Here is a 22289-nt window from a genome sequence, read left to right on the forward strand (position 1 = left end):
TTGCATGTGCTAAACTAGGAGCTAGAACAGTTTTCCTAGGAAAGGATGATACGCTTGTCAAAAGTATTGAATGCATTTTTAGATGAAAACCTACAAGCCTTACATGAACAAGGCTTATACAATGAAATTGATCCAGTAGAGGGAGCTAATGGCCCGATTATTCAAGTCCGTGGCAAAAATCTTGTTAACTTATCCTCTAACAACTATCTTGGCTTAGCAACAAATGAAGAATTAAAGCGTATTGCCAAAGAGACAATTGATAAATACGGTGTTGGTGCAGGTGCTGTTCGTACAATCAACGGGACACTTGATTTGCACGTTAAATTAGAAGAAAAGCTTGCTGAATTTAAAGGAACAGAAGCGGCTATTTCTTATCAATCTGGCTTTAATTGTAATATGGCAGCCATTTCAGCTGTAATGGATAAAAATGATGCGATTCTATCTGATCAATTAAACCATGCCTCTATTATTGATGGTTGTCGTTTATCAAAGGCGAAAATCATTGCGTTTAATCACTCCGATATGGATGATCTACGTGCTAAGGCAAAAGCAGCTAAAGAATCAGGATTATACAATAAAATCATGGTCATAACAGATGGTGTATTCTCAATGGATGGTGATATTGCTAAATTACCTGAGATTGTGGAAATTGCTAAAGAGTTTGATTTAATTACGTATGTCGATGATGCACATGGTTCAGGTGTAACAGGTAAAGGCAAAGGAACTGTGAAGCATTTTGGATTAGAAAAAGAAATTGACTTCCAAATTGGTACACTATCAAAAGCTATTGGTGTTGTGGGTGGCTATGTAGCAGGTAAGAAAAATTTAATTGATTGGCTGAAAGTTCGCTCTCGTCCATTCCTATTCTCAACAGCTCTACCACCTGGTGATGTAGCAGCCATTACAGCAGCTGTACAAATGCTGATTGATTCAACAGAGCTGCACGATAAGCTTTGGGATAATGGCAACTATTTAAAAGCTGGACTGGAGAAGCTTGGCTTTAATATCGGTGCATCTGAAACACCGATTACGCCTTGTATCATTGGGGATGAAAACCTGACACAGGAATTTTCAAAACGTCTTTTTGAAGAAGGCGTTTATGCAAAATCAATTGTTTTCCCAACTGTGCCAAAAGGTACAGGACGTGTTCGTAATATGCCAACAGCGGCACATACAAAAGAAATGCTGGATGATGCCATTGCGATTTACGAAAAAGTTGGTCGTGAATTAGGCGTTATTCAATAAGAAAAAGGCTTCCTCATGGATGGGGAAGCCTTTTTGTGTGATAGAAAGTTGAAAGTGGTGGATAAAAGTGAAAAAATAGTCGATAGCAGCTCATAACTGATCGATAGCCACCTGAAAGTAGTCAATAGCTTTATTTCGAACCTATAATTTTGGCTGTTCTTAATTGCTGAATGTCTTCAGCGGAGATATTCAAAGCCTGTAAAATCTCCTCATTATGTTGTCCTAAAGTAGGAGCTGCACTTGTTAGGTGACCTGGTGTTTGTGAGAACTTGGCTGGGAAGCCTAATGTACGCATCGGTCCTGCAGTTGGGTGCTCATAGGACAAGACCATGCCACGCTCTAGAATATGTGGATCATTTAATGTTTGATCGTAGGAATAGATTGGGCTAGAGGGTACGCCGTGTTCATCCAATAGCGCTAGCCAGTAAGTAGCTTGATGCTTGATTAATTCGCTCTCAATTTCTGCCTCCAGTACTTTCACATGTTGGGCACGTGAATAGTTGGTAGCAAAGAGGGGATTGTCTAACCAATCAGGTCGGTTGATAACTTTTGTTGCAAAAATCTCCCATAGCTTTTGATTGCCAGCACCTATTAAAATATAGTCGTCCTGCGTTTTGAAACCTTGATAGGGTGCGGATACCCGATGTGCTGTTCCAGTCCGCTCCGGTAGTTCGCCATGTCCAAAGTAAGCAGCGGCCTCCCATACAGTCCATGCTAGACCTGATTCCACTAAGGAAACATCAATATATTGCCCCTCGCCACTACGCAGCTTATAAATATAGGCCATTAAAATAGATTGTAATGCTGTTTGAGCAGCAGCAATATCATTCACGGCAAAGCCGACTTTTACAGGTCGACCATCCGCTTCACCCGTCATATGCATTAAGCCATTCAGACCCTGTGCCATAATATCATAGCCACCCTTTTGACTATACGGACCCGTTTGTCCATAGCCTGAAATAGAGCAATAAATAAGACCAGGATTGATAGCTTTTAATGTGTCATAATCAATACCAAGCTTTTTTGTGACACCTGGTCGATAGTTTTCCACAAGGACATCAACAGATTGGATAAGTTCTTTAAATAAAGCTAATCCCTCTGGCGTTTTTAAATTAATACAAACCCCTTTCTTATTGCGATTGACCATCATATACATATGGCTTTCTTCATTTATAAAAGGACCCATTGTACGGGTATCGTCTCCATTTGGATACTTCTCAATTTTGATAACCTCTGCACCCATATCTGCTAAGATCATCGTGCAATAAGGACCAGCTAGTACTTGCGATAAATCAACAACTCTTAATCCTTGTAATGCTTGTTTCATCTAACCTCAGTCCCATCATGTTTGACTAATGTGATGTTGCGTAATCCTTTGACAGAAGTCGCACCTGCTAAAGCGATGGAAACCTTTAATTCATCATAAAGATTGGTCATCACCTTTTCCACGCCCTGTTGTCCTTCAAGGGCTAGCCCATAGACGAAAGGGCGTCCGATTGCAACGGCATCCGCTCCTAAAGCAAGTGCTTTTAAAGCATCCATGCCACGATAGACACCACTATCTAAAATAATAGGAATTTGTCCATTCACAACTTTCGCAATAGCAGGAAGTGCATCAAGTGAACCAATAACACCATCTAATTGACGGCCACCGTGGTTTGATACAATAATGCCATCAATACCATTGTCGATAGCTAGCTTCGCATCTTCAGGATGTAAAATTCCCTTCAATAGTATAGGAAGGTTTGTACGCTTTTTTAATTCTCGAACATGCGCCCAATTAAGTGTTGGGTGGAAGACATTTTGCAAGACACCTTGTACGTAGGACTCGAATGAATCATCAGGTAAAGTGGCTGTAAAAACGGGATCATTCATATAATTGCCTCGTGCATAGCCTAGCTTCAATGGTGAAAATTGATTGCGGACATCTTCTTCACGCCAACCAAGCATTACTGTATCGACAGTTAAGACAATCGCTTCAAATCCGGCTGCCTCCGCTCGTGCCACCATACTAAAAGCGATTTCTTCATTAGTAGACCAATATAATTGAAACCATTTTGTTGCAGAAGGAGCAGCTTGAGCAACTTCTTCAAGTGCATAAGTGGAAACGGTGCTTTGAATATAGGGCATGTTTAAATGCTCGGCAGCACGTACTACAGCAAGCTCACCTTCATCATGAACCATTCCGTTCATGCCGACGGGAGCAAAGAGCAATGGAGTTGGGTATGTTTTACCAAAAAAATTAATCGATGTTTGAACATTTGAAACATCCTTTAAAAAGCGAGGAACTATAGAATACTTTTCGAAAGCTGCACGATTATTGCGCAGTGTTTGTTCACCACCAGCACCTGAACGGATATAGCCAAAAGGTCCAGCTTCGATTTTTTCCGCTACGGCCTTTTCTAAATCTGCAAAGCAAATGGGGAAGGGGGCTTGTGCAGTAATATTTTTTAAGAGTAGATCACCATCAGTTATGTTTGTCATCGTTACTACCTCACTTATTTATTGAAAATAGGCTTTCTTTTGTTTAAGAAGGCTTGAATACCTTCGTTATAATCATCTGAACTAAATGAATTAAGAACGATCTGTGCCAGCTCATCGCTTTCTTCGTTTTCACCATCTACAATTGCTTGGATCATTTTTTTGATGCCTGCGTTTGCAATGGATGATTTACTTAATAGATGTTCAGCAAAATGCAGCGTGGCACTTTCAATATCCTCTGGCTCATGTAAGGCTGTGATTAAACCGATGTTTTTTCCATCTTGTGCTGTAAAAATGTTGGCTGTGTATAAAATCTCTTTCGCCTTGGCAACACCAACAAGATTGATGAGACGCTTTGTACTTTCAAGATTATAGACAATACCAATATTGGCCGCTGTGATGCCAAGCTTACTCTTTGGTGTCGCTATTCTAAAATCACATGCGTTGGCTAGTTCTAAGCCACCACCAATGGCTAAACCCTGAATCATAGCAATTGTCGGGTGAGGAAATTTATAGAGGGTATCAATCGCCTTTAGAGCCAAATCATTATAGGCTTTGGCATTGTCCGCGGCATAACGAATATCTAAAAACTCGCTAATATCGGCACCAGATGAAAAGGCTACTTCATTAACGCCACGGACAATTAAGAGCTTAATAGAAGAATCTACACGTAGCTGCTCAAGTTGCTCTACTATGTTCTGAAACATCGCCTTTGATAAGGAATTCCGTTTATCAGGTCGGTTTAACACTAACGTTGCAATATAACCATTTTTCTCTACATAAATTTCAGTTGTCATTGTCATTCTCCTCTTAATCCTTTTTCAATTTCGCAGCGAAGCGGTTGCCGATGGATTGAATGCTTTGCACAAGAATGATTAAGATAAAGACAGTTGCATACATAACATCGACCTCATAGCGTAAATGACCATAACGATAGGCGAGGTCACCCAAACCTCCAGCACCAACCATTCCTGCCATAGCCGTAGCACCGATTAAACCAATTGTGGCAATTGTTAAGCCTAAAATAATAGATGGACGAGCTTCACGTAATAGCACATGCCAAATAATATGGCGACGTTTAATACCCATGGCTGTGTAGGCTTCTACCACTCCCGAATCCACCTCTAATAGCGCAGATTCCATCAGTCGAGCAATATAAGGAGCTGTATAGACAACTAGCGGAACGATAACACCTTTAACCCCAATTGTTGTGCCGACGATCAGCTTAGTAAAAGGTAGAATGAAGAATAATAAAATGATGAATGGAACAGAACGTATAATATTGATGACTAAATTAAAAAATTGATATAAAAATTTATTGTCAAAGGATTGACCTGGTCGTGTTAATACGATTAATAGCCCCAATGGAATCCCAATGAGAATGGAAAACAATAAAGAAATTCCGACCATTTGAAATGTTTCGATAATTGATTTGCCAATTACATCTGACCAATCTGTAAAAAAGCTTTGAATACTACTCATTGAATTCGCCTCCTAATTCTTCCACCGCGACGCCATTTTCCGTAAAATATGTGAGTGCCTTTTGGACAATGTGAAGTTCTCCATGTAAATGCACCACAATGTTACCAACAATGCCGTTTTTTAATTCAATAATATTTGCCGTTAAAATATTTGGTTGTACATCATACACTTTCGTAACTTCTGCTAGTAATGGCTTACCAGTACTTTCACCTAGGAAGGTTAAACGAATGACACTGCCTGAAACATTTAACTGCTCGATCAGGGAAGGGGATAAATTACGTTGTGAAATCGTATTTAAAAACTTTCTCGTTGTAGGATGCTTCGGTTTAGCAAAAAGTTCAATAGCCGTACCAAATTCCACCACTTTTCCGGACTCAAGAACAGAAACCTCATCACATATTTTCTGAATGACATTCATCTCATGTGTAATCAGCAGGATCGTAATGCCTAATTCACGGTTAATTTTTAACAACAATTCAAGAATGGCTTCGGTTGTTTCAGGGTCGAGTGCACTTGTTGCTTCGTCACTAAGTAGAACCTCTGGTTCCTGTGCCAAGGCACGTGCAATAGCAACACGTTGCTTTTGCCCACCTGAAAGTTGGTTAGGGTAGCTGTCTAGTTTGTCTGTTAATCCAACAATTTCAGCATATTTAGCCACACGGTTTTTTACCTCTTTCTCGTTATAGCCAAGTAGCTTTAAAGGAACAGCAATATTATGGTAAACGGTTGCCGTTTTTAATAGATTAAAATGTTGGAAAATCATTCCGATTTTTTGGCGTGTTTGCCGTAATTCATGAAGAGAAAGGGCAGTAATGTCCACATTGTCGATTAACACTTTTCCAGCTGTAGGTCGCTCTAGTAGATTGACGCAACGAATGAGTGTACTTTTACCTGCACCACTATAGCCAATCACACCATGAATTTGTCCTTTTTTTACATGGAGATTGATTCCATCTACAGCCTTAATGATGTCTTTTTTCGTCTTATATTCTTTTGAGATATTTTGTAATTGAATCATCCGATTGATTGCTCCTTTCTCAAGCTCCTAAAAAGCAAGAATCTGCTCGTTTTCCATAGAGGAATTTCGGCAGATTCTTCAGCTACTAGAAGCTTCCTGAATGTATTACCAGCTAGGGATTACTGAACCTTTGAATTCTTCTTCAATGAATTGACGTACTTCATCAGATTGGTAAGCCTCAACGAACTTTTTAATTGTTGGGTCATTTTCATTTTCTGCACGTACCACAATATAGTTCACATATGGAGAGTCAGTAGATTCTAAAAGAATAGCGTCATCTTTAGGATTAATGCCAGCTTCCAATGCGAAGTTTGTATTAATAGCTGCTACATCTACTTCACTAAGCTGCTTAGGAATTTGAGCTGCCTCTAATTCGATGAATTTTAAATTCTTTTTGTTTTCTTCTACATCACGGATAGAGGCTGTTAAATCTGCCCCATCTTTTAATTTTATATAGCCTGCTTCCTGTAAAACAAAGAGGGCACGAGCACCATTTGTTGGGTCATTTGGTAAACCAAATGTTGCACCATCCGGAATGTCATCAAAGGATTTATATTTTTCAGAGTAAATACCCATTGGATTTAAAATCGTTTTGCCTACTGTTACTAAATCTGTATCATGATCTTTATTAAACGTATCGAGGAAAGGCTCGTGTTGATAGCTATTCGCATCAAGATCACCTTCAGATAAGGATGTATTAGGTAAAACATAATCAGAAAATGATTTAAGCTCTACTTCTAGCCCATTTTCTTTGGCTACTTTCGCTGCAACTTCTGCGATTTGTTCGTGTGGACCAGACGTGACACCTACGACGATTTTATTTTCATTAATTGCTTCAGCTTGACCTTTACTCTCTTCTTTAGAGCCACAACCTGCTAGAGCTGCTGCTAATGTAAGACTTGCAAAACCTACTAAAAATTTATTTTTCTTTTTCATGAAAACTACCTCCAAGATTGTTTTTATCGGTTTTTGAAAATAAAAAAACTCTCTTACAAACTAAGAGAGGCTCATGAAAAAATGTCCTCTCTTATCTATCAAACGATAATCGTTTGCAGGATTTAGCACCTTCCTTCTAAAAGGAGGTTGCCGAGCTTCATAGGGCCAGTCCCTCAGCTACTCTTGATAAGAGATTTATCATATTTTTTTGTAATTCCGATAGAACTAATATAATTTATAGGTTATAGTAAGTCAATAAATATTTTTTAAATTTTTTATATTATTATAATATTTCGTCATGAAAGAGGGATAGCAATGTCTGTAAGAGTTAATTATGGTATAGGTTCATTTGGCAAGGTTGTAAGTGCTCGATTGCTAATGGGTACAGACATTATTGAAGGAATGGAGGCACTTTGTGAGGAGAACCATATTGAGTCAGCAACAATTGTTAGCTGTATAGGTAGCCTTCAAAAGAGTAGCTTTGTTTATTTAGTACCTGATGAAACATCACAGATTAACGTAAGTTTTAGCGATGTCATAAAAAAAGAGGGGCCACTTGAATTGATCCAAGGCTCTGGCGTAGTATGTAAGCGCGATGGGGGATATGAAACACATTTCCATGGTTCTATGAGTGATCAATGGGGCATCGTGTCAGGGGGGCATTTAATGAAGAGGGGGAACCCTGTTATTACGGCTGACATAGTGCTAGCTGAGGTTCAAGGCATCCAGCACTTTCGAAAATTTGATGAAGAAACAGGCCATGTTCAATTTTATCCATTAGAACACGGTTTACAGCAGCCAAGGAAAATTGAAAAATAGCGAAAATGATACTAACTTTTTCTTTTCACTGAGCTGAATGTTCCTTCCTGAATTAAAAAATGTTAGACCGAGCTTATAATCGGTCTAACATTTTTACTTTTGTCCCAGCCTCATGTCATGGTTAAGGGTTGAATAATTGTAATTGTTCGATTCTATGGATTGCTTCACGTAAGCGTTCCTCGCTAACAAGTAAACCAACACGGATATAGCCTTCGCCATATCGGCCGAAGCCATTGCCTGCTGCTACAGCGATATCAGCCTTTTCCAATAATAAATCGGCAAACTGCTCGCTAGTATAGCCGAATGGTACAGGGAGCCATGCGAAGAAGGAGCCTTTTGGAGCCGTTACATGCCAACCAATTCTTTGAGCTTCTTCAATGAGTACATTGCGGCGACCTTCATAGGTAGCTCGCAGTTCATCCACACATTCTTGGGAAGCTGTAAGTGCCGTTGCTGCTGCTTGTTGAATAGCAGGGAATTGACTACAAAACAGATGATCCTGAATTAGATTAATGGCAGCAATAATGTCGGCATTACCGACAGCGAAGCCTATACGCCAGCCTGCCATATTATAAGTTTTGGAGAGTGTGTACATTTCAATTCCTACTTCTTTTGCACCCTCAGCTTGTAGGAAGCTAATAGGTTTATTACCGTCAAATCCTATTGCCCCATAAGCAAAATCATGTGATACGATAATATTGTGTTCCTTCGCAAAGCGAACGGTCTCTTCAAAAAATGCAAGTGTTGCTGTACCACCTGTAGGGTTGTTCGGGTAATTTAGGTAAAGTAGCTTCGCCTTCTCTTTCACTTCATCAGGTAATGCATGATAATTAGGTAAGAAATCATTTGCAGCTAAAAGTGGCATCACTTCAAAATGGACATCACCTAATACGACACCTGATAAGTAATCTGGATAGCCAGGGTCTGGTAAGAGCATTGTATCACCTGGATTTAATACGGCTAAAGGTAGCTCAACGAGTCCAATTTTTGTCCCGCCAAGAATCGCTACCTCTGTGTCAGGATTTAGATTCACATTATATTCACGTTTATAATAGTCGACAGCTGCTTGGCGTAATTCAGCGATACCGCGAAATGGTGAATATTTGTGATTTTGTGGATTTTCAGCCGCCTCCTGTAATGCTTGAATGATATGAGGGGGCGTTGGTTGATCGGGATTTCCTTGACCAAGATTAATGACATCGCGACCTTCTTCTAAGGCATTATTTACTTTTTGAACTAACGCTGCAAAAAATTGAGTGGGTAGTTGCTGTAGTTTTTTAGAGAATTCCATGCATGATCACCCTTTTCAGAATATAATAATTATTATTGAAGAATATGAAGCAAATAGTATTACTTTTTTTGTTAATTGTCTAGAGGAGGAATGGCTATGAAAATCGGTTGTATTCAATTAAATGTTGGCTTTGGCAAAGTAGAAGAAAATTTTGCACGAGCTGAGGACAAGATTCGAGAAGTGGCAAAAAAAGGAGCAGAAATCATTGTGCTGCCTGAAATGTGGAATACAGGCTATGCGTTAGAGAAGCTGCCTGAACTAGCGGATGTCGATGGTGAACGTACGAAATCCTTCTTGGCTGAATTAGCACAGGAACTTGGTGTACATATTGTAGGTGGTTCTGTTTCAACGAAGAAAGGCGACAAATTTTATAATACGATGTATACATTAGATCGCAATGGAGAACTTGTAGGGGAATATAGCAAAGCACATCTTTTCCGTTTAATGGATGAGCATCTCTACTTAGAAGCAGGGGATGAAATGAATCGATTTGCTCTAGGAGATATTGAAGCTGCTGGGGTCATTTGTTATGATATTCGTTTCCCAGAATGGTTACGTGCACACGCATTACAAGGAGCAAAGGTATTATTTGTACCAGCCCAGTGGCCAACACCAAGGATTGATCATTGGAAAACATTGCTGCAAGCTCGTGCGATTGAGAACCAATGTTTTGTAATAGCAGTTAATCGCATTTCAAAAAAGGTAGAAAACTTTAATGGCCAATCGATGATTATACAGCCTTGGGGAGAAGTACTTTGGATCGGTGCAGAGGATGAAGAAGTAGCGGTGATTGATGTAGATTTTTCTATTGTCGATGAAGTACGTGGAAGAATTCCAGTTTATGACGACCGTAGACCAGGACTATATCATGATGTTGTCGTGAAAGGCTAATAGAGGGGCACGCTCAAGAGGGAGTAATCTTTTGAGCGTGCCATCTTTTTTCTAGCCCTTATCCTCAATCAATGAATTTGCCAATAGCATAAATTCTAATGTAATGCGGTTATGTCCTTTCATGAAATTTTCACCTAGTAAACCTTCAAGCTTTCTTAAGCGGTGATAGAGTGTTTGACGAACAATAAATAATTGGTTGGCTGTTTGCTGCTTGGAGCCATTTGTTTGTAAATAAACCTGTAATGTTTCAAGAAGCTTGCTATTGTATTTTTTATCGTACTCAATAACGGGCTGTAAATAATCGTAAATCACTTCCTGTAAATTCACTTGCATTTGTAATTTATAGATTAAATGATATAAATGCAAATCATCATAAAAGAAAGAGGACGTTTGCACTTTGCGGCAAATATATAAAGTTTCTAAAGCAGTTTGATAGCTTTTAGGAATTTCTTCTACATCGCAAACAACCTTTCCAACGGCTATTTGAAAACCTTGTGCTTGCTGCTTTTTATAAAAGTCGGTATTGGGCAGTGTGGAAAAAATGCTATTCAATATGTCACGAATAGCTTTACTGTCTTTCGTATGAAGTAAAATAAAAATAATATAGCTTTTTCTTTCGAATAAAAATGGCATAAATCCATGTTGCTCAAAGAGATTTCGATAATAAAGCTTACTATAGACCATATCCTCCTGTGTCTTTGTCATTGTAGTAGGAGAGGATAAAATAAAGACAGCTCCACTAGATTGTGTATAGCCCGCGTAATGTGTAACGATAAATTTATAGATTTCTTCCTTAGATAATTTTTGATCAATCCAATCGACTAAAATTGTAGCATCCTCAATATTCTTTTTTTCCTCAATATAAAACTCTCGCATTAATAGCTGTGCCAGCGCCGTTGCTGTACGATCTAATATTAATAATTCAAACTCTGAAAATAGTCCATCCTCTCGATAGAGTGTTAAATTTGCATAATGCTGATCAAAGATAAAAATAGGCCCATGTTTAAATTGCTGAGCAGACTTGTTCAATGTTAATAGCTGCTGACGTTTTTGGTGTGTCGTATTGGGGAAAAAGATAGGATTGCGTCCCTTAATGGAAAACATGATTTGTGTTTTTAATTCATTATACATATTTTGTAAAATATCTTCTGTGTTTTGTCCTAAGACAGCATTTTTGTTCAAAGCTTGTGCATAAGATTCTAGCGAAGAAATCATTAAATATTGCTGATTGATAATTTGGCTATGTAAATCCTGCGTAATACGAACAAAAGGAACTGCCTCATGAAAAACAATAATGGGAAACTGATGCCGGTTTGCCAGTGCTAGTATTGCTTTTGGAACGGTCTGAATATAAGAGCCATACTCAATACAAAGAGCAGCACAATTTTTTTGAATGATGGCTTCTACAAATGCGGTAAAATTAGCGATACTATGCTGGAGACTAATTCCTGTTGTTAATACTAACTCCTCACCAACTAAAAAATGATCAACCTGTACGATTTCAAGAACATGTACCCATTTGATAATCCTTGATAATCCTTCATGACCTGCCACAACCTCTGCCTTATGAAAATACTTATTTTCCAAAACATCTAGTACTTTAAGTTGAAACGGACTCAATTTAGCCCCTCCCTTAGTTGTATGCATTGTATATTTTTTCTGTCTGATGATTTATATTTTCTTATAAATTCGTGGATATAGTATTTTAAGAATATTTAGTCTATTTTACATTATGTTTAAAACAAAAGTATATAATTTTACAGTTTGTCTATTACTTCAACGTTATGAAACATGTAAAATTTTTGTAAGCGATCAAGCAATCTACTAAAAGGGGTGACAGATATGGAGCAACAAACGCATTTACAAAGAGGGTTAAAGAAGCGGCATATGACGATGATTGCTATTGCAGGAGTAATCGGTGCTGGCCTATTTATGGGGAGTGGTTCAGTTATTAATTTAGCTGGTCCAGGGGCCATTTTATCGTATATATTTGCAGGAATTATCGTTATTTTAGTTATGCGTATGCTAGGCGAAATGGCAGCTGTTAATCCAACGAGTGGCTCATTTGCACATTATGCGCATGAAGCCATTGGCCCGTGGGCAGGTTTTATGATTGGATGGCTGTACTGGTTTTTCTGGGTCATTGCGATTGCACTAGAAGCAACAGCAGCGGCAGCCATTATTCAATATTGGTATGACGGGATGCCTTTATGGCTATTAAGTTTGTTACTAACCGTAGCACTTACTTTAACGAATGTTCTTTCTGTCAAAGCATTTGGTGAGTTTGAGTATTGGTTCTCTCTTATTAAGGTTGCAAGTATAGTGGTTTTCCTTGGTCTTGGTGCCTTCATTATTTTTGGCATCGCCCCAAACTTTAATGCTGTAGGTATGACCAATCTAGTCGGGCAAGGTGGTTTTTTACCTAATGGTTTTGGTGCTGTTCTAATGGGTGTCGTCATTGTTATTTTCTCCTTCATGGGAACAGAAATTGTGGCCATTGCTGCTGGTGAATCAGATGAACCATTAGCTGCTGTAACGAAAGCTACCAATTCCATTACTTGGCGTATTTTAATTTTCTATGTGGGCTCTATAGCGGTTGTAGTAACGCTATTGCCTTGGCATTCCTCCGATATTTTAACAAGTCCTTATGTAGCGGTACTCGATTATATTGGAATTCCTGCTGCCGCACAAATTATGAATTTTGTTGTGTTAACAGCGGTGCTATCGTGTTTAAATTCAGCACTTTATGCAACATCACGCATGGTATTTTCTTTAGCAGAAAAGGGAGAAGCGCCAAAAGCATTTTTAAAATTAAACAAAAAGGGTGCACCTGTCAATGCCATTTTAGCAGCAACATTTTTCTCGTATATTGCAGTCATTATGAATTATGTTTCACCAGATAAAGTTTTTATGTTTTTACTGAGCTCTTGTAGTGCGATTACTTTAATACTTTATTTAATCATTGCCTTTTCACAATTAAGAATGCGACGCAAGATTGAACAAGAAAATTTAGAGCTATTAAAGGTGAAGATGTGGTTTTTCCCTTATTTAACGTATTTCACAATACTCGCTACAACAGCTTTATTAATGGCGATGTTCTTTATAGAGTCTATGCGCTCACAAATTTTATTTACATGCGTTGTCGTCGCTATTGTGATGATTTTCTATGTACTTACTCAAAAGAAAAAAACGATTAAACAACCCGATGAATCAAGTTCTATTTTTAGCAAAGAAGAATTCGATTTTGAACAATAATACGATAAAGGAGTGGTCTAATTATGACAGTTCAGCAAGAAATGAAAACGCTCACACATTTTATCCAAGGGGAAGAGGTAGCTGGTACAAGTGGCCGATTTTCAGAGGTTTATAATCCATCAACAGGAGAGGTTATTGCAAGAGTACCACTTGCTTCAAGAGATGAGGTAAAGCATGCTATTGAGCTTGCAAAAGAAGCCTTTCCAGCATGGAAAAAACGATCAATTGGTAAACGGGTAGAAGTGTTACATCGATTCCGTCAGTTGTTAGTAGAAAAACAGGAAGAGCTTATCGATGTGATTTGTCAGGAAAGTGGTAAAACAAAGGACGATGCAAAAGGTGAAATCGTTCGTGGTATTGAATCCGTTGATATGGCGATCAGTGCACCGCAAATGCTAAAAGGAGAGTACTCAGTCAATGTAGGTGGTAATATAAATGCCTTTTCTGCCAAATCACCACTCGGCGTAGTGGCAACTATCGCACCATTTAATTTCCCTGTTATGGTACCGCTTGCGATTACAAGCATGGCTGTGGCAGTAGGAAATGCCGTTATATTAAAGCCATCAGAGCGCGTACCGATGTCCGCTCTCTATATAAGTCAATTATGGAAAGAGGCAGGTTTACCAGATGGCATTTGGACTGTTGTCAATGGAGATAAAGAGGCTGTCAATGAACTATTAGAAAATAAAGAGATTCAAGCTATCTCATTTGTTGGCTCAACACCTGTTGCTGAATATATTTATCAAACAGGAACAAAGCACAATAAACGTGTTGCGGCATTTGGTGGTGGGAAGAACTTTATGATTGTGATGCCAGATGCCAACCTAGAACAAACGGCGAATGCCTTTTTAGGAGCAGCGTATGGTGCAGCATCACAGCGCTGTATGGCGATTTCAGGTGCACTTGTTGTAGGCAAAGATACCGAACAACGGTTTACGGAACTATTAAAAAATAAAATCTCTCAACTAAAGGTTGGACCCTATACAGAAAAAGACGTCGATTTCGGACCAGTCATCACTAAAGAGTCGAAAGGAACGATTATTCGTTCTATCGATGAGGCAGTCACTGAAGGGGCAAATCTTGTGATTGACGGAAGAAATCCGAAAGTATGTGAAACGTCAAATGGCTTTTATCTTGGCCCAACCCTCCTTAATAATGTCACATCGGAAATGAAGATCTTTAAAGAAGAGGTCTTTGGTCCAGCACGTATTGTTGTAGGGGTGGACTCATTACAAGAGGCAATAGATTTAATCAATAACCATGAGCTTGGCAATGGGGTAACCATGTTTACAAGCAGTGGAGCAGCAGCACGGAAATTCCAAGAGGAAATAGAAGTCGGCATGGTAGGTGTGAACGTACCTATACCAATTCCTGTTGGCTATCATAACTTTGGTGGATGGAAACGCTCTAAGTTCGGTGAAGGGCATATGTTTGGCCCAGATCAGGCAAGATTCTTTACAAAGGCCAAAACGATTTCTGAGCGCTGGCCAGATGAAACGGAGGATACAACAAGTTCCTTTGCGTTCCCAAGTAATAATGATGCGAAAAACTAATATAGTGAGGGGTGTTTGATGATGACACAGACAAATCTTAAAAGTGATGTATTAGCCAAGGATGAGCAATATGTTTGGCATTCTATGAAACCATATAATCCGCAAGCCACATATGTAGTAGAGAGGTCTGATGGTGCAAGAATTATGGATACAGATGGTGTGGAATATATTGATGGAATGGCAGGGCTTTGGTGTGTCAATGTTGGCTATGGACGGAAAGAGTTAGCAGATGCGGCACATGAGCAAATGATGAAAAATGCTTATGCACCTTTATCTCAGGGTCATTTGCCTGCAGTGGAATTAGCTGAGAAGCTAAATGAACTACTTGGTGGAGATTACGTTATTTTCTTCTCCAATAGTGGATCAGAGGCGAATGAAACAGCCTTTAAAATTGCTCGGCAATACCATCAGCAAAAAGGACAAAGCTCACGCTATAAAATTGTCTCACGCTACCGTGCTTATCATGGTAACTCCTTTGGGGCTTTAGCGGCAACGGGGCAGGCGGAGCGCAAATATAAATACGAGCCACTATCTCCAGGTTTTATCCATGTCGCACCACCTGATCAATATCGTGAGCATGAAAGCGATGCTATTGCGCCATTGGATTTAGCGAGTGTAAAGGCTGTAGATAAAACGATGACATGGGAACTGAGTGACACAATTGCAGCTATGATCTTAGAGCCTATTATTACAGGTGGCGGTGTCATTATGCCTCCAGAGAATTATTTAAAAGGCATTGAGGAAGTGTGTAAAAGGCATGGTGCTTTACTGATTGTGGATGAGGTTATTTGTGGCTTTGGTCGAACAGGTAAGCCTTTTGGATTTATGAACTACGGTGTTAAGCCAGATATAATTACGATGGCTAAAGGAATTACAAGTGCCTATTTACCATTATCAGCAACAGCCGTGAAGCGTGAAATTTATGAGGCGTTTAAGGGCTCAGATGCATACAGCTATTTCCGCCATGTGAATACATTTGGAGGCTCTCCTGTGGCATGTGCAGTTGCATTAAAAAATATTGAAATTCTTGAGCAAGAAGCGTTGTTTGAGCGTTCCAAGGAAATTGGCGCTGCAACACTACAAACATTGCAGCAACAATTGCAGCATCATCCAAATGTAGGAGATGTGCGTGGCAAAGGTTTATTAATTGGGATTGAATTAGTTGCAGATAAAGTCTCGAAAGAACCTTTACCAGTGGAGAAGGTGAATGCTGTCATTGCCAAATGTAAAGAACAAGGGGTTATCATTGGAAAAAATGGAGCAACTGTTGCAGGGTTTAATAATGTCTTAACGCTATCACCACCACTTAATATTGTACAAGAAGATCTTGATCGTATACTCGATGTGGTTGTGGATAGTGTAAATAAGCTGTAAAGAATATTGATATGGTTCTAAAAGCCTTGGAGTAAAGGCTTTTAGAACTTTTATTTGTGAAGCTTTATAACGCAGATGCTAGATAGCAGTATTTATTATAGCTCGATAAAAATAATTATAAAATTCTGAAATTTAATAAAAAAATACTGGAAAAATTGTATTTCGTAGTTTATAGTTAATAAAAAATTAATTTTTCTGATAATTATATGTAAAAAGTGTCCTGTAGGGAATATTTTTTTGATTACTTATTTTCAGCAGTGGAATAAATAGGTGTTGTTGGTTGAACTATAGTTTCTGATGAAAAGCAATTGTAATAGTTGAGAGAGTCATGTCTTCCTCTAATTGAATTGTCTAATCGTAATGAAAGTATAGTTTATTTTTTGTCTATTTATTTTCATCAGTGGAGAAAATAAGTGATTTTAGTAATTATATTTCTTAATTTAAGTGTTAAGAAATATTTTTATATATTTTTACAAAGGGAGTAGATGAGATGAATTATGTTAAAAAGTTGGTTTTTGTAATTCTATGTACGTTGCTTTTAGCAGCATGCGCAGAGAAAGATAATTCTAATGCATCAAACACTGGGGAGAAGTCTACTACAGAATCAGACACAGCAAGTTCAAAGAATGAACTTGTCATTGCTGTAAATGAAAACTTTATTTCCATGGATCCTCATAATACAGGAGATACAAATTCGAGTTCTGTACAGGAGACCATGTTAGAAGGTTTACTAGGCTTCGATGCTGATGGACAAATTATGAAGGTTTTAGCTGATGATTATTCAATTAGTGAAGATGCTCTGGAGTATACATTTAAGCTACAAGAAGGGGTCACTTTCCATGACGGGGAACAGTTTAATGCAGAGGCTGTAAAAGCCAACATTGAACGAATCATGAATGATGAAAGTTTACGTTTATATTCACGTGGTTTTAGCTTAATCAGCAAAGTTGAAATTCTAGGTGACTATGAAATTAAAGTTACTTTAAAAGAACCATACGGACCAATGATCACGCGTTTCGGAGTGGCTAAAATGATCAGCCCAAAAATGATTAAAGAAAATTTAGCTGATATTCCGAAGCAGCCTGTTGGTACAGGACCTTATAAATTTGTTGAATGGGTACAAGGGGATCATTTAACAATTGAAAACTTCGACGGCTATTGGGGTGGTGGTGATCGTGTTTCTAAAATTACGTATAAGCCAGTACCAGAGAACGGATCACGTGTGGCAATGCTAAAAGCTGGGGATGCACAAGTGATCTATCCAGTGCCAGCACAAAATATCGACGAGCTTTCTAACAATAAAGATGTAGAAATTAATAAAGTTCCTTCTACAATTGCTCATTATGTGTCGCTAAATACGTATAAGAAACCTTTGGATGATATTAAAGTACGACAAGCATTTAATTATGCGGTAGATAAAGAAGCTTATTTAAAAGTTGTAAATGCAGGTCTAGGTTTACCACTAGACTCTATTATTCCTTCCAAAACGGTTTATTATAAACAGCAAAAAATGTATGAACACAATATTGAAAAGGCAAAAGAATTATTGACTGAAGCTGGCTATCCTAATGGCTTCGATATTGAAATCTGGGGGAACACAAACTCAGATACGATGAAGGGCATGCAGTTTATTCAACAACAGTTGAGCCAAATCGGTGTAAAAGTTGAGATCAAATCAATGGAAGAAGGTACTTTGTCAGATGAAATCTACGGTGCACAAACTCCAGATGATGCGAAATTGCAAATGTGGTATGTGAGCTGGTCAGCCTATGCTTCAGATATAACGAATGCGACAAAACCTCTTTTCCATAGTGTATCATTCCCACCAAATGGTGCAAACACAGCCTATTATCAAAATCCTGAGGCAGATCAACTAATGGATGAAGCGAATTCTATTTCAGATGTAGATCGTCAGGCTGAACTGTATGAAAAATTACAGGAAATCGTTTACCAAGATACGCCTTGGATTTTCTTAGGGGTAGATGAGGTCGTATATGGTGTACGTTCAAATGTCAGCGGTGTGTTAGTAAATCCAACAGGTGGACTCGATGTGAAAAACGCAAAAGTTGAGTAATGTTGCACAATAAAAGGAATTGATGATGGTCAATTCCTTTTCTACAACATAGAAAGGAGGAGGTTGTCTTGTGGAAATATACAGCAAAAAGAATTGTTGAAATGATACCAATATTAATTGTTATTTCAATCTTAACATTCTTGTTTATCCATTTAATACCAGGTGACCCTGCACGATTAGTAGCTGGTAAGGATGCCACGCTAGAAGATGTTGAAAATGTACGGCATGAGTTGGGTTTAGATAAACCCATTCTTAAACAATACGTGGATTATATGAAAAATCTGTTGACGGGTGAACTTGGAACATCCTTAACAACTGGATTACCGGTAATTGATATGTTTAAAACAAGGTTTATGCCTTCCCTTCACCTTACTTTCCTCTCCATGTTTTGGGCTACATTAATTGGTTTAATGATTGGCGTTTTTTCAGCCATCAATAAAAACAAATGGCCTGATTATTTTGGAATGGTAACAGCGGTTTCTGGTATTTCAATTCCAGGATTTTGGTTGGGACTATTGTTGATTCAATTATTTTCAGTACAGCTAGGATTATTCCCAACAGGTGGATTGGATGGCTTTTCTAGTTATATTTTACCTTCCTTGACCTTAGGGGCAGGTATTATGTCAATGATCGCTCGATTTACTCGTTCTTCCATGCTTGAAACGTTACAAGCTGATTTTATAAGAACGGGGAGAGCAAAAGGATTAAAGGAACATTCCGTGATTGTGACGCATGCATTACGAAATTCCTTAATTTCTGTTGTAACGGTAGCGGGCTTACAATTTGGTTTTCTACTAGGGGGTTCAGTGGTAGTTGAGACGGTATTTAGCTTTCCAGGGATGGGACGTCTGCTAATCGATTCGATTGCATTTCGAGACTACCCTGTCATTCAATCAGCACTGCTGTTATTCGCATTTGAATTTATTGTAGTGAATTTAATTGTTGATGTGCTTTATACCGTGTTAAACCCAAAAATCCAATTAGATTCTTAAGGGAGGGAATAAAATGACTTCACCAACTACTGTGCAAAATAGCCAAGTGCAAAAAACACAAAGGAAATACTCTCCTCTTAAAGAATTTTGGAAGTCCTTTAAAAAACAAAAGGCCGCATTGTTTGCAAGTATCTTTATAGGATTGTTAATTGTAGTTGCTTTTATTGGACCTTATATCGCACCGTACGATCCGTTTGAACCGAATTATGATGCTTTATTAGAGGGACCAAGTGCCAGTCATTTGGCAGGAACGGACGAGTATGGTCGAGACATTTTTAGTCGTTTAATAGTAGGCGCAAAAATATCCTTGATGGTGAGTTTCAGTGCCGTATTTTTAGGCTTAATACTAGGAACTATTTTAGGTTTAATTAGCGGTTACTTTGGTGGTTGGATTGACAAAATCATCATGCGTAGCTGTGATGTACTGTTTTCATTCCCTGATTTATTGTTAGCGATTGCCATTGTAGCCTTATTGGGCCCTGGTATTAATAATGTCATCATTGCTGTCATGATTTTTAGTGTGCCGTCCTTTGCACGTTTAGTGCGAGGTGCCACTTTGAATGCGAAAGAAAATGTATACGTAGAGGCAGCACAATCAATGGGTGCTTCACATGTCAGAGTGCTGTGGAAACATATTTTCCCTGAAACGATTAGTGAATTAATTATTTTCGTCACTATGCGTATCGGAACAGCTATTTTAGCAGCTTCTAGTTTGAGCTTTTTAGGCTTAGGTGCCAGCCCTGAAATGCCTGAGTGGGGAGTTATGCTAAGCAGTGGCCGTGACTACTTAGGGACATCTTCTCATGTAGTCATTATGCCGGGTATTGCCATTTTTTTAACCGTACTAGCATTTAACTTAATAGGTGATGGATTACGAGATGTGTTAGATCCAAAAATTAAAAATAATTAAGGAGAATGCCTATGACAGAACATGTATTGCGAGTAAGTGACTTAGAAACGTCCTTTACGCGTGATAAAACAGAAATCAAAATTTTAAGAGGTGTCAATTTTTCAATCCGTAAAGGAGAGATATTAGGCTTAGTTGGAGAATCAGGTAGTGGAAAAAGCTTAACGTCATTATCCATCATGCAATTATTTCATGGTACTACAGGTGAAATTGTGAATGGCTCTATTCATTTCAATGGAGAGGATTTAACGAAAATGTCTGAATCAGAAATTCGGAAAATTCGTGGCAAGCAAATGGCGATGATTTTCCAAGAGCCTATGACTTCTTTAAATCCTGTTTTAAAGATTGGTAAGCAGTTAATGGAAGCAATCGAAATGCATTTGAAGCTGCCAAAGAACGAAAGTAAACATCACGCCATCCAAATGTTAAAGAGTGTAGGCATAGGAAGGGCAGAGGAAATCATTCATGAATACCCGCATCAGCTATCAGGAGGAATGAGACAGCGAATAATGATTGCTATGGCAATGGCCTGTCAGCCCAAGCTACTTATTGCTGACGAACCAACTACTGCGTTAGATGTAACGATACAAGCTCAAATATTAGAGCTGATGAAAAAGTTAAAGGAAGAACATGAGACGGCTATTTTACTGATTACACATGATTTGGGGGTTGTTGCTGAAATGTGCGATAAGGTAGTCGTTATGTATGCAGGGCAGGTTGTGGAGGAAGCAGATGTCTTTGAACTATTCGCTAGCCCTAAGCACCCGTATACAAAAGGTTTAATTGCATCAGTACCTAAAATAGGAGATAAAAAAGAAGTATTAGATTCTATCGATGGGCAAGTGCCGTCCCCGCAAAATATGCCAAAAGGTTGTAAATTTGCTCCACGATGTGATCATGCGATGTCTATATGTCATCAGGAAAGTCCACCGACATTGAAAATTTCAGCTACACGTCAATGTAGCTGCTGGCTATATGCGAAAAAGGATGTGGAAGCTAATGTCTAACAGTATTTTAAAAGTGGAAAATTTAAAAAAGAGTTTTCAGATAGCAGGTGGACTATTTCAAAAAAGGCAACATGTTAATGCCGTAATAGATGTTTCCTTTGAAATAGAAGAGGGTACGACATTTAGTCTAGTAGGAGAAAGTGGTTGTGGAAAATCTACCACCGGCAGATTAATCACTCGATTAATAGCACCAACAAGTGGAAGCATCGTTGTGGATGGAAAAGAAGTAGCTACTGCAAAACATTCAGACTTAAAGCATTTAAGGCAAACTGTTCAAATGATTTTTCAAGATCCCTATGCTTCATTAAATCCGAGAATGAAGGTAAAGGAATTAGTTGGGGAGCCTTTAGAAATTCATACAAAACTTTCAAAAGCTGAACGTGAAAAGCTTGTACTCGAAATGCTTGAAGTGGTTGGATTAAATGCTGAACAGGCAGATCGCTATGCACATGAGTTCAGTGGCGGACAAAGACAGCGTTTAGGCATTGCACGTGCTTTAATAACAAAACCAAAATTAATTATTGCTGACGAGCCTGTGTCTGCATTGGATGTGTCGATACAATCGCAAATTTTGAATTTATTAAAGCAATTGCAGCAGGAATTTAAAATATCCTATCTCTTTATTTCTCACGATTTAAGTGTTGTAGAACATATAAGTCATTATATTGGTGTCATGTATTTAGGGACCATTGTTGAAATCGGACGAAAAGAAACCATATTTAATGATCCTAAGCATCCTTATACGCAAGCTCTTATTGCTTCTGTACCAATTGCAGACCCAACGTTAAGAAAAAAGAAAAAAGTGTTAATAGGTGATATTCCAAACCCTAAAAATCCGCCAAGTGGTTGTACCTTCCATACAAGGTGTCCCCTTGCATCAGATATATGTAAGCAAGTCATTCCGGAAATGAAAAAAATGAACGAAGAACAAAGTGTTGCATGTCACTTTGTCAATTAATAGAGA

General features: G+C 38.5%; 19 protein-coding genes and 1 riboswitch. Of the genes, 11 read left to right on the plus strand and 8 right to left on the minus strand.

The window, feature by feature from the left end; all coding sequences use genetic code 11:
* Nucleotides 1-45 precede the first annotated feature (45 nt).
* Nucleotides 46-1245, plus strand: a complete 1200-nt coding sequence (locus NV349_RS02335) for a glycine C-acetyltransferase (RefSeq protein WP_271912293.1) — start codon at nt 46-48, stop codon at nt 1243-1245.
* Between the two features lie 130 nt (nt 1246-1375).
* On the opposite strand, the gene NV349_RS02340 is transcribed toward NV349_RS02335, so the two are convergent.
* The 6 genes from NV349_RS02340 to NV349_RS02365 form a co-directional block, all read right to left on the minus strand.
* Complete coding sequence (locus NV349_RS02340) at nt 1376-2572, minus strand: CaiB/BaiF CoA transferase family protein (RefSeq protein WP_271912295.1); 1197 nt, start codon at nt 2570-2572, stop codon at nt 1376-1378.
* Nucleotides 2569-3729 carry an alpha-hydroxy acid oxidase gene (locus NV349_RS02345; protein WP_271912296.1) on the minus strand — a complete coding sequence of 387 codons (1161 nt, stop codon included), beginning with the start codon at nt 3727-3729 and terminating at the stop codon, nt 2569-2571. Before NV349_RS02345 ends, NV349_RS02340 begins: the two co-directional genes overlap by 4 nt.
* A gap of 14 nt (nt 3730-3743) precedes the next feature.
* Nucleotides 3744-4523, minus strand: coding sequence for an enoyl-CoA hydratase/isomerase family protein (locus NV349_RS02350; protein WP_051891566.1), 780 nt, complete (start codon nt 4521-4523; stop codon nt 3744-3746).
* 13 nt (nt 4524-4536) lie between these two features.
* Entirely contained in the window at nt 4537-5208 is a 672-nt protein-coding gene (locus NV349_RS02355; protein ID WP_036117459.1) for a methionine ABC transporter permease, read from the minus strand.
* Nucleotides 5201-6226 carry a methionine ABC transporter ATP-binding protein gene (locus NV349_RS02360; RefSeq protein ID WP_036117457.1) on the minus strand — a complete coding sequence of 342 codons (1026 nt, stop codon included), beginning with the start codon at nt 6224-6226 and terminating at the stop codon, nt 5201-5203. Before NV349_RS02360 ends, NV349_RS02355 begins: the two co-directional genes overlap by 8 nt.
* 105 nt (nt 6227-6331) lie before the next feature.
* On the minus strand, nt 6332-7162 hold the full coding sequence (locus NV349_RS02365; RefSeq protein ID WP_271912299.1) for a MetQ/NlpA family ABC transporter substrate-binding protein: 831 nt from the start codon (nt 7160-7162) through the stop codon (nt 6332-6334).
* A gap of 88 nt (nt 7163-7250) precedes the next feature.
* Nucleotides 7251-7355, minus strand: a riboswitch (SAM riboswitch).
* Between the two features lie 122 nt (nt 7356-7477).
* Here NV349_RS02365 and NV349_RS02370 point away from each other — a divergent pair.
* Nucleotides 7478-7981 (plus strand): PPC domain-containing DNA-binding protein, encoded by a 504-nt coding sequence (locus NV349_RS02370; RefSeq protein WP_058843619.1) that lies wholly within the window; start codon nt 7478-7480, stop codon nt 7979-7981.
* A 121-nt stretch (nt 7982-8102) separates the two neighbouring features.
* Here the strand turns inward: NV349_RS02370 and NV349_RS02375 are convergent, their stop codons facing one another.
* Nucleotides 8103-9272 carry a pyridoxal phosphate-dependent aminotransferase gene (locus tag NV349_RS02375; protein WP_271912301.1) on the minus strand — a complete coding sequence of 390 codons (1170 nt, stop codon included), beginning with the start codon at nt 9270-9272 and terminating at the stop codon, nt 8103-8105.
* Between the two features lie 96 nt (nt 9273-9368).
* On the opposite strand from NV349_RS02375, the gene NV349_RS02380 reads away from it, so the two are divergent.
* A complete protein-coding gene (locus NV349_RS02380; protein WP_271912302.1) occupies nt 9369-10163 on the plus strand; it encodes a carbon-nitrogen family hydrolase in 795 nt (264 codons plus the stop codon).
* A 51-nt stretch (nt 10164-10214) separates the two neighbouring features.
* Here the strand turns inward: NV349_RS02380 and NV349_RS02385 are convergent, their stop codons facing one another.
* Nucleotides 10215-11783 (minus strand): PucR family transcriptional regulator, encoded by a 1569-nt coding sequence (locus NV349_RS02385; protein ID WP_271912303.1) that lies wholly within the window; start codon nt 11781-11783, stop codon nt 10215-10217.
* A 222-nt stretch (nt 11784-12005) separates the two neighbouring features.
* On the opposite strand from NV349_RS02385, the gene NV349_RS02390 reads away from it, so the two are divergent.
* From NV349_RS02390 to NV349_RS02425, 8 genes are all read left to right on the plus strand, one after another.
* A complete protein-coding gene (locus NV349_RS02390) occupies nt 12006-13418 on the plus strand; it encodes an amino acid permease (protein ID WP_058843621.1) in 1413 nt (470 codons plus the stop codon).
* A gap of 23 nt (nt 13419-13441) precedes the next feature.
* Complete coding sequence (locus NV349_RS02395) at nt 13442-14971, plus strand: CoA-acylating methylmalonate-semialdehyde dehydrogenase (RefSeq protein ID WP_271912305.1); 1530 nt, start codon at nt 13442-13444, stop codon at nt 14969-14971.
* 21 nt (nt 14972-14992) lie between these two features.
* On the plus strand, nt 14993-16345 hold the full coding sequence (locus NV349_RS02400) for an aspartate aminotransferase family protein (protein WP_271913516.1): 1353 nt from the start codon (nt 14993-14995) through the stop codon (nt 16343-16345).
* A gap of 490 nt (nt 16346-16835) precedes the next feature.
* Nucleotides 16836-18419 carry a glutathione ABC transporter substrate-binding protein gene (locus NV349_RS02405; protein ID WP_271912307.1) on the plus strand — a complete coding sequence of 528 codons (1584 nt, stop codon included), beginning with the start codon at nt 16836-16838 and terminating at the stop codon, nt 18417-18419.
* A 68-nt stretch (nt 18420-18487) separates the two neighbouring features.
* On the plus strand, nt 18488-19411 hold the full coding sequence (gene nikB / locus NV349_RS02410) for a nickel ABC transporter permease (protein WP_058843625.1): 924 nt from the start codon (nt 18488-18490) through the stop codon (nt 19409-19411).
* 13 nt (nt 19412-19424) lie between these two features.
* Nucleotides 19425-20321 (plus strand): ABC transporter permease, encoded by an 897-nt coding sequence (locus NV349_RS02415; RefSeq protein ID WP_058843626.1) that lies wholly within the window; start codon nt 19425-19427, stop codon nt 20319-20321.
* 11 nt (nt 20322-20332) lie between these two features.
* Complete coding sequence (locus NV349_RS02420) at nt 20333-21325, plus strand: ABC transporter ATP-binding protein (RefSeq protein WP_271912309.1); 993 nt, start codon at nt 20333-20335, stop codon at nt 21323-21325.
* On the plus strand, nt 21318-22283 hold the full coding sequence (locus tag NV349_RS02425) for an ABC transporter ATP-binding protein (protein ID WP_082673694.1): 966 nt from the start codon (nt 21318-21320) through the stop codon (nt 22281-22283). Before NV349_RS02420 ends, NV349_RS02425 begins: the two co-directional genes overlap by 8 nt.
* Nucleotides 22284-22289: the final 6 nt, after the last annotated feature.

This window comes from Lysinibacillus sp. OF-1 (assembly GCF_028356935.1).
Lineage (GTDB): Bacteria > Bacillota > Bacilli > Bacillales_A > Planococcaceae > Lysinibacillus > Lysinibacillus fusiformis_D.

Bases quoted from the DNA above. Each gene is read 5' to 3' on its own strand.
- NV349_RS02335 (WP_271912293.1), top strand. From the start codon at position 46: ATGATACGCTTGTCAAAAGTATTGAATGCATTTTTAGATGAAAACCTA.
- NV349_RS02340 (WP_271912295.1), bottom strand. From the start codon at position 2,572: ATGAAACAAGCATTACAAGGATTAAGAGTTGTTGATTTATCGCAAGTA.
- NV349_RS02345 (WP_271912296.1), bottom strand. From the start codon at position 3,729: ATGACAAACATAACTGATGGTGATCTACTCTTAAAAAATATTACTGCA.
- NV349_RS02350 (WP_051891566.1), bottom strand. From the start codon at position 4,523: ATGACAACTGAAATTTATGTAGAGAAAAATGGTTATATTGCAACGTTA.
- NV349_RS02355 (WP_036117459.1), bottom strand. From the start codon at position 5,208: ATGAGTAGTATTCAAAGCTTTTTTACAGATTGGTCAGATGTAATTGGC.
- NV349_RS02360 (WP_036117457.1), bottom strand. From the start codon at position 6,226: ATGATTCAATTACAAAATATCTCAAAAGAATATAAGACGAAAAAAGAC.
- NV349_RS02365 (WP_271912299.1), bottom strand. From the start codon at position 7,162: ATGAAAAAGAAAAATAAATTTTTAGTAGGTTTTGCAAGTCTTACATTA.
- NV349_RS02370 (WP_058843619.1), top strand. From the start codon at position 7,478: ATGTCTGTAAGAGTTAATTATGGTATAGGTTCATTTGGCAAGGTTGTA.
- NV349_RS02375 (WP_271912301.1), bottom strand. From the start codon at position 9,272: ATGGAATTCTCTAAAAAACTACAGCAACTACCCACTCAATTTTTTGCA.
- NV349_RS02380 (WP_271912302.1), top strand. From the start codon at position 9,369: ATGAAAATCGGTTGTATTCAATTAAATGTTGGCTTTGGCAAAGTAGAA.
- NV349_RS02390 (WP_058843621.1), top strand. From the start codon at position 12,006: ATGGAGCAACAAACGCATTTACAAAGAGGGTTAAAGAAGCGGCATATG.
- NV349_RS02395 (WP_271912305.1), top strand. From the start codon at position 13,442: ATGACAGTTCAGCAAGAAATGAAAACGCTCACACATTTTATCCAAGGG.
- NV349_RS02400 (WP_271913516.1), top strand. From the start codon at position 14,993: ATGACACAGACAAATCTTAAAAGTGATGTATTAGCCAAGGATGAGCAA.
- NV349_RS02405 (WP_271912307.1), top strand. From the start codon at position 16,836: ATGAATTATGTTAAAAAGTTGGTTTTTGTAATTCTATGTACGTTGCTT.
- NV349_RS02415 (WP_058843626.1), top strand. From the start codon at position 19,425: ATGACTTCACCAACTACTGTGCAAAATAGCCAAGTGCAAAAAACACAA.
- NV349_RS02420 (WP_271912309.1), top strand. From the start codon at position 20,333: ATGACAGAACATGTATTGCGAGTAAGTGACTTAGAAACGTCCTTTACG.
- NV349_RS02425 (WP_082673694.1), top strand. From the start codon at position 21,318: ATGTCTAACAGTATTTTAAAAGTGGAAAATTTAAAAAAGAGTTTTCAG.